Annotated in this window: 5 protein-coding genes; 3 read left to right on the forward strand and 2 right to left on the reverse strand. The window is 36.8% G+C overall.

Annotation, left to right across the window (positions count from 1 at the left end):
• Positions 1-845, forward strand: an 845-nt coding sequence (locus SOP96_RS07560) for a restriction endonuclease subunit S (protein WP_326320376.1), incomplete at its 5' end; no start/stop codon positions are given.
• Between the two features lie 58 nt (positions 846-903).
• Here SOP96_RS07560 and SOP96_RS07565 read toward each other — a convergent pair.
• Positions 904-2,121 carry a restriction endonuclease subunit S gene (locus tag SOP96_RS07565; protein WP_326320377.1) on the reverse strand — a complete coding sequence of 406 codons (1,218 nt, stop codon included), beginning with the start codon at positions 2,119-2,121 and terminating at the stop codon, positions 904-906.
• Between the two features lie 57 nt (positions 2,122-2,178).
• Complete coding sequence (locus SOP96_RS07570; RefSeq protein ID WP_326320378.1) at positions 2,179-3,747, reverse strand: type I restriction-modification system subunit M; 1,569 nt, start codon at positions 3,745-3,747, stop codon at positions 2,179-2,181.
• Positions 3,748-4,017: 270 nt separating this feature from the next.
• On the opposite strand from SOP96_RS07570, the gene SOP96_RS07575 reads away from it, so the two are divergent.
• Positions 4,018-5,346, forward strand: coding sequence for a lipase family protein (locus tag SOP96_RS07575; protein ID WP_326320379.1), 1,329 nt, complete (start codon positions 4,018-4,020; stop codon positions 5,344-5,346).
• A gap of 615 nt (positions 5,347-5,961) precedes the next feature.
• The gene (locus tag SOP96_RS07580) at positions 5,962-7,635 is read left to right on the forward strand and encodes a T9SS type A sorting domain-containing protein (protein ID WP_326320380.1); all 1,674 of its coding nucleotides are present in this window, start codon (positions 5,962-5,964) and stop codon (positions 7,633-7,635) included.
• Positions 7,636-7,840: the final 205 nt, after the last annotated feature.

A 7,840-nucleotide genomic window follows, 5' to 3' on the forward strand; every position in this document is an offset into this window, starting at 1 on the left:
GAGCAAAAATAAAAGAAGAATTCAATTCATATTTTGTTTTTACACAAACAAAAACAATCCAATATTATAAATGGGTACAGTTAATGTCTATGAGATCTGGCCAACCTGGAATTAATTCACAAGAGTACGCAAGCTATTCATTTAATATTCCCTCAAAAAATGAACAAGATAAAATTGCTTCATTCTTATTACTTCTGGATGAAAGAATTTCAACCCAAAAGAAAATAATTGAGGGTTTGATAACGCAAAAGAATTTTATAATTAAAAAGTTATTTAAGCAAAATTTATCAGATTTAAACACAATTTTTTTAAGTGATTTCTTAACAATTCCAGACAAAATAAAACCTAATATTATTGATAAAGAAAAATTGTTAACTGTAAAACTACATGTAAAGGGTGTTCATAAAAATGAAAATTCAGATTCATTATCATTAGGTGCAACAAACTATTTTATTAGAAAAAAAGGACAATTCATCTATGGTAAACAAAACCTATTTAATGGAGCTTTTGCAATAATTCCTGAAAAATATGATGGTTTTTTATCATCCGCAGATGTCCCCGCTTTGGATATTAACGAAGATATAATTAATGCTAAGTATCTATTTTATTTTTTTTCAAGAAAATCATTTTATAAAAAGTTAGAAGATATAGCTAGTGGTTCTGGAAGTAAACGGATTCATGAAGAAACTTTATTGAATCTAAAAATTACAATTCCAAGTTTAGCTATGCAAAATAAAGTGGCTCGTTTTTTATCAAAGTTTGATGAAAAAATAAACATAGAAAATGAATTACTAACTCAATACGAAAATCAGAAAAAGTATTTATTACAAAATCTTTTTATTTAAGAGTTTGGGATTTCGAGAAAGCCTTGTCAAAGTTTTAAACCTTGACAGGTCTTTTTTATCAAACAAACAAATTAGCCAAGAGAAATTTCTTCTGAAGTTCTAATTTTTTTAAAATTTGTTTTTCTGTTTCTATTTTGTCTTGAATGGAAGAGAGAAAATTGGCTATTTTAGTTTGCTCATTTAGAGAAGGTAAAGGTAAATTTATATCAGAAAAATATGCATAACTAATCATTTTGCCATCTCTTATACCTTCTAATTTTTTATTGAGTTGCTTTATATAAGATTCAGATTTGAAATAATACTTGTAAAAATAACTATTTACTTCAATCTTATTCCTTAAAATTACATATGCCGGGCTGCATATACCTTTATATTCAGAATATTCAATACCTCCTTGAAATGACCTTAAACTAATTATAAAATCCCCTTTCTCAACAACTTTATAACTTTCAACACTTTTATCAGACACTGAAATTTGAAAATCAATTAAATCTCTAGGAATAGCTCCATAGTCTTGAGTTATAGCTAAAATTGGTAAATCAGAATTATGATTTTTATTTGAAATATTTGAAAAAACTTCATTTCCCTTCTTACTTTCCCAAGAGGGGAATTCTGATAATTCAGTATTTTTAAATCTAATTTTTCTATTAAACAACTTATAGCTAACTCCCTTCATTAAGGTTTCTAATTGTTCAATTATTTTCTTTTGGGTTGAAATTCTTTCATCCAGAAGTAATAAGAATGAAGCAATTTTATCTTGTTCATTTTTTGAGGGAATATTAAATGAATAGCTTGCGTACTCTTGTGAATTAATTCCAGGTTGGCCAGATCTCATAGACATTAACTGTACCCATTTATAATATTGGATTGTTTTTGTTTGTGTAAAAACAAAATATGAATTGAATTCTTCTTTTATTTTTGCTCTAATTAAAAAGCCTGCGAAGTAGAGCTTTCCGTCATCTTTATTATATAAATAAGATTTTCCTGTACTTGCACCTGTTCTTGCGAATAAAATATCATTTTCAGAAACTAAGTATTTATCTATAAGTTGCCCATTAGGTGATACTGGAAATTCAGGCTTATATTTTGAAGAACTTTCATCAATATCAGTAATTCTTATATATCTATTTTCTCCGTCAAATTTGATTGCCGAAGCATTCATTCCATATTCAAATGAGTATACGCACTTTCCTAAAATAGTAACTTCCCATTCTTCCTCAAACCCCGGAAATCGTAAATTAGGAAAATTCTTTACACTTTTATTTTCTTCTGTCATCTTGATTATTTATTTGTTAAAATTCTAAGCCTTGAGGATTTGCTAAGCCAAAAAAAATTAGCTGACTAATCCCAATTCTTTCAAATAAACTTCAATTTCAGAATCCAGTTGAGAACGCTTTGCCTCAAGCTCCTTAATTTCTGCCATTACCGCCTGAATGTCAATTTCCTCTTCTTCCTCAAAAGTATCGACATAGCGAGGAATATTTAAATTATAATCATTATCGGCAACTTCCTGTAAAGTTGCTTTATGGCTGAACTTTTCAATTACCGTACGGTTTTGGTAGGTATCAACAATTTTGTTGATATGAGCATTAAGCAATACATTTTGATTTTTCTGCTTCTCAAACTCTTTGCTGGCATCGACAAATAAAATGTCTTCATCAGCTTCACGGCATTTCTTAAAGACTAAAATGCAGGTAGGAATACTTGTTCCAAAGAAGATATTGGCAGGCAAACCAATCACAGCATCTAAATAATTCTTCTCTTTAATCAGATATTTTCGGATAACTAATTCAGCGGCACCACGGAACAGAACACCGTGAGGCATTACCACTGCCATAATTCCGTTTTCATCCAGATGATGAATCATATGCTGAATAAACGCAAAATCTGCTTTTGAAGAAGGAGCTAACTTTCCGTATTGTGAAAATCTTTCATCCAACAAAAGCAATTCATTAGAGCTCCATTTTGCGGAAAATGGAGGATTGGCTACAATTGCATCAAAAGTTTTATCAAGATGTTGAGGTTTTTCAAGCGTGTCTTCCTGACGGATGTCAAAGTTGCTGTAATTGACACCGTGAAGAATCATATTCATCCTTGCGAGGTTGTAAGTTGTACGGTTCATTTCCTGACCGTAGAAATCGCTTACTTTTGCTTCACGGGCAACACGCAAAAGTAAGGAACCACTTCCGCAAGTCGGGTCATATACAGATTTTAGTTGCGATTTTCTACTGGTCACAATTCTAGCCAAAATAGTAGAAACCTGTTGAGGCGTATAAAATTCCCCTGCTTTTTTACCAGCTCCACTTGCGAATTGTGCAATCAGATATTCATAAGCATCTCCTAATACATCGGCATTAGTATCCGATAAATTGAAGTCAATATCATCCAAATGATATAAAACTTTAGAGATTAGTGTGTTTTTTTCGTCTTCAGTTCGTCCTAATTTTGCAGAAGTCAAATCTAAATCATCGAAAAGTCCTTCGAAATCATCTTCACTGTTTGTGCCTAATGTGGATTGCTCAATATTATTAAGGATTTTAGAAAGTTCAGCTAAGATAAAATTAGATTTACCTTCCTGTTTCTGATGTCCTTTTTTAGCAATATTACTGAAAAGTTCCGAAGGTTTCAGGAAATATCCTAAATCTTCAACAACTTCTTCATAAATGGCTTCAACAATTTCTTTTCCTTCATACGTGTTTTCGTCCACATCATTGTAATCAATATCCTCTCCCGAATCCAGCAAAATTTTATTCGCTGTAAAGTGAATTTTCTCTGAAAGATATTTATAGAAAATAAATCCTAAGATATAATCACGGAATTCATCCGCATCCATTTTACCTCTTAAAGTATTCGCTATATTCCAAAGTTGCTGTTGTAGCTGACGTTTCTGTTCTTCTGACATGGTTATCCTTAATTAAAATGCTTAAAGGTATTATTTTCTGAACTTTCATCCAATACCATATTGTATATCAAACATTAAACACTTGTAAATCAAGAAAATAATTACATTTTAAATCTAATATAATCATTCCGTACAAACACCTACCCCTTATTTTAGTCATTTCCACGGATTCACAAATCACAATTTGTCCCGAAATTTACTCTGTTATTTAAATGAATAATCATTAGACTCATTCAACAAAAAACGATCAACCAAAAACAAAAATACATCATGACAAATCCAACATTAGATGCTTACCAGCAGATATTCGGGATGGCCTGCCTTGTGGGCCGTTCTTCAGGGTACAAAGGTACCGCGAGTGAATTACAGCAACAGCTGCAGTACGATCTTTCTTTCTACCTGAATAATGTTCCGCCGGTAACCGTGCTGGGACAAACCGGTTCTTCTACCGCCGATGCTTCGGTTACCCCGGTGCTGGGCAGCTGGAACCTGGTTTGGGGACCTGCCGTATTGCAGGAAAACAATGATGATGTTTCCGATAATGCCGTATTTGTAGCGCAGTGCGATGCCGTGGCATTTCCGGGGGGACCTGTAATGCCAACTTACGTCGTAGCCATTGCCGCCACCAACCCCGATTCCTTATACGACTGGGAATCTGAAGATTTTTCCGTTTCACAGGTGGTCAATTGGAGTACCTATAATCCATCCAGTTTCAGTCCGTCCGATTACAACGGGACCGATCCGTATATTTCACTGGGAACCGCTACCGGAATCAGCAACCTTCTGGGACTTACAACTGTAGAAACCGCCGCAGCTCCGGGAACCACGCTTGAGCAATTCCTGAGCAGTGCGCAGCTTTCCGAAAATACTGCTGTAATTTTCTGCGGCCACAGCCTTGCGGGAGCCCTCTCTCCTACTTTAGCATTGTATCTTAAGGAACAGAAAAAGCTGGACGCTTTCGATCTTACGCTGGTGTATCCTACTGCAGGAGCCACTCCGGGAGAGACCAATTTTGCCAACCTTTTCAATACTACATTTCCTGCATTGCCATCCGGCTGGGAACCGCAACCGCTTCCTTACCAAAGCTGGAATACCATGCACTGGAACGACCTGGATGTCGTACCTCACGCCTGGCAAAAGCAGGATCTGCAACAGATAGCCGACCTTTACGGCCCATCACCTAACTTCTGGACTGAAGCCTCATTGCTGGCACTTCAGACGTATGCAATAGTAGATTCTACAAAGTCGGGTGCCGTTTATACCCGGATTCAAAACAGTTCGCTGCCCGGAACGCTTCAGCATTCAATGGGAACTACGGCAATTAATGTCCCTCCCAAATCAATACAGGATTTTGTAGAACAGCTGTTCATCCAGCATGTTGAAATGTATTCCGGTATTCCGGCCAACGGTTCAAATCCTGAAGTTACCGGACTGATCCTTCCCCAGCCTTTGCCTAAATCATCTTATACAGAATTGGTACCGGGCGTTTCTCCCGTCACCGAAGCCGAAATGATTGCAAGAATCGTTTCCCAGGTCATCGGCTGGATCTCCAAGCATGCCTTATCAGACATGAAATCCGTAGTGAAAGAAGAAAAATAACGCCGATATATTGATTTCATATAAAAGCCACCTGCTATAGATCTGCTGTAACGGGTGGCTTTGCTTTGGTGCTGTGCCTTCTAAACCCCAGCCATTTCTTGCCTCTCCATTCAATCAATAATTGGTTTTTACAGTTAGGCAATATTTTTTAAAAATTTATCATTTTTTATTTTAATCGAATGCTTTTTATGCGCGTTTATTTTTCTAAAAAATTCATCTTTTTTAGTATGAAAATCAATGAACTAAAAAGATAAATGAATAATGTTGGCAAACCTTTTTTTGCTGTCATCTTCTTGTCACATAAAATTCATTTACATTTCTTTGTCCGGAGAACTATTTTTTCTATTTTCGCTTCGGATTTTGAGTAATATTCCAACCTGCAAACAAAAAATTGCATCCTTTATATAATACGACACCCTTTGTCGTGGATGAAGATTAGCTTTGCACCTAATGGAATTAAAGTCTCATTATATTTAAATCAATAAAAACAAAACCATGATAAACATACTCTTATTTTCCAGGAATCCCCGATTTTTAAAAGTAACATTTCGTTAGACCTTTAAGAAAATCTTTTTTTACTTCAAAACAATAATATAATATCATTAAATACTTCGTATGAATAAAATCTACTCAGGAGCATTGTTCTTATGCTCTGTTCTGGGCTTTTCTGCCCAGGAAGTAGTCTGGCAGAAAGACATCAAATCCTCCACCCAGGATTTCCTTTCCCAGGTTACCACTACTATTGATCAGCAATATCTGATAACCGGCAGTTCTATCCAGACCGGAAATAGCATATCCAAAGCCGGAGGCAAAAGCCATTTGCCAGCAGCCACCGGCCAGCAGCCCAACAACGGTTACGACTTTCATCTCATAAAGCTCAACCAGCAGGGCGAAGAAGTCTGGGAAAAATATTTCTCGGGGCAGAACCATGATTTTCTGTCTGCAACAGTGAATACACAAGATGGTGGATTTGTTTTGGCCGGAACGTCATTCAGCGGAAAAGGGCTGGATAAAAAAGATAATTCCAAAGGCGGAAGTGATTTTTGGCTGATCAGAATTAATGAATTCGGGGATGAATTGTGGCAGAAAACCGTTGGCGGGGCTTCGGATGAAGAAGCCAGGGCGGTGATCCAGACGACCGATTTGGGATTCTTTGTGGCAGGAAATGTACAGAATTCCGCTAAAGGTTACGGATCCAAAGATGTATTGGTCGTTAAATTAGATAAAAACGGAAAAGAATTATCGCAATTGGTATTGGGCGGAAAAGGATTAGATGAAGTAGAAAAAATGATTCCTACAAAGGACGGTGGTGCTTTGCTCGGGGCGTATTCCAGAAGTAAATCCTCCCCCAGCTCTTCCAAAGGAGGGGAGCAAGACCATTCAGCCCAACATTCAAAATCACTTTCCGGTTATGCAAAGTCTACCGAAAATTTTGGTGAAGGCGATTATTGGATTATCAAACTTTCAAAAGACGGGAAAGTGGAATGGGAAAAGAATTTCGGAGGTAAAGGTGATGACCATCTAAGAACTTTGGCATTAACATCCACAGGTTATTTAATCGGAGGCGAATCCAGATCGGAACGGTCTGGGAATAAAACGGTCGGAATTGAAGAAGGAACAGATTTATGGCTGATTTCTTTAAACGAAAGAGGGGAAGACCTCTGGCAGAAATCCTACAACTTCAAGAATCGGGATGTGCTGATGGGAATGAGCGTGATAGCCGGGAAGCAGGAAGATGGAAGCGGGAAGTCTAAAGGAATTCTATTGGGAGGTTACACCCAGGCTGAAGGAAGAATAGAAAGTGATGATGAGACCTTCTGGATGCTGTATTTGGATCAGAATGGTAATGAACAGTGGCGAAAGCATGTGAAAGGAGAATCAAGGAAAAGGGAAGAAAGGCTTTCGGATATTAAATTGAACCGGGATGGCTCGATTGTTTTGGCCGGAACCAGTGCCGAAGAATTGGGGAAAGAGAACTGGAAGATCGTGAAGCTGGGAGATCAGCAGATTGACCAGTTGATTGTAAAGCAGGATATTAAAATTTACCCGAATCCGGTGAGTGAGTATGCGTATGTGGAGATTGGAATGGAAGATGGAAGCTGGAAGCTGGGTGACGGAAAGTCCGAGGCAGAAATTGTTGTGTATGATATGGGTGGAAGACAGCTTCAGAGCCTGAAAACGAAGAATAAAGTCACGAAGATCAACACGCAGAATTTGGTTCAGGGGGCGTATCTGGTGACCGTGAAAACGAATGATAAAACGGTGAGTGCTAAATTGATTAAAAAATAATAACACTAAATATATGATAAAAAAATATATACTGATAACATTATTGTATTCAACTGTATACAATAGCCAAACAGGTTCAAATGCCAATACGCTTGTACCTAATATCTTCCCTCCAAAGGCATCAGTAATGCCTATGTTTAGGATGGAGMAGATACCGGTCAATCTATCAACCGGTATCCCAGATATTTCACATAATCTTTTATCT

It is taken from the genome of Chryseobacterium salviniae (assembly GCF_035819015.1).
Lineage (GTDB): Bacteria > Bacteroidota > Bacteroidia > Flavobacteriales > Weeksellaceae > Chryseobacterium > Chryseobacterium salviniae.

What these genes read in the sequence shown, in the direction of transcription:
- SOP96_RS07580 (WP_326320380.1), top strand. Translation starts at nt 5,962, where the DNA reads ATGAATAAAATCTACTCAGGAGCATTGTTCTTATGCTCTGTTCTGGGC.
- SOP96_RS07575 (WP_326320379.1), top strand. Translation starts at nt 4,018, where the DNA reads ATGACAAATCCAACATTAGATGCTTACCAGCAGATATTCGGGATGGCC.
- SOP96_RS07570 (WP_326320378.1), bottom strand. Translation starts at nt 3,747, where the DNA reads ATGTCAGAAGAACAGAAACGTCAGCTACAACAGCAACTTTGGAATATA.
- SOP96_RS07565 (WP_326320377.1), bottom strand. Translation starts at nt 2,121, where the DNA reads ATGACAGAAGAAAATAAAAGTGTAAAGAATTTTCCTAATTTACGATTT.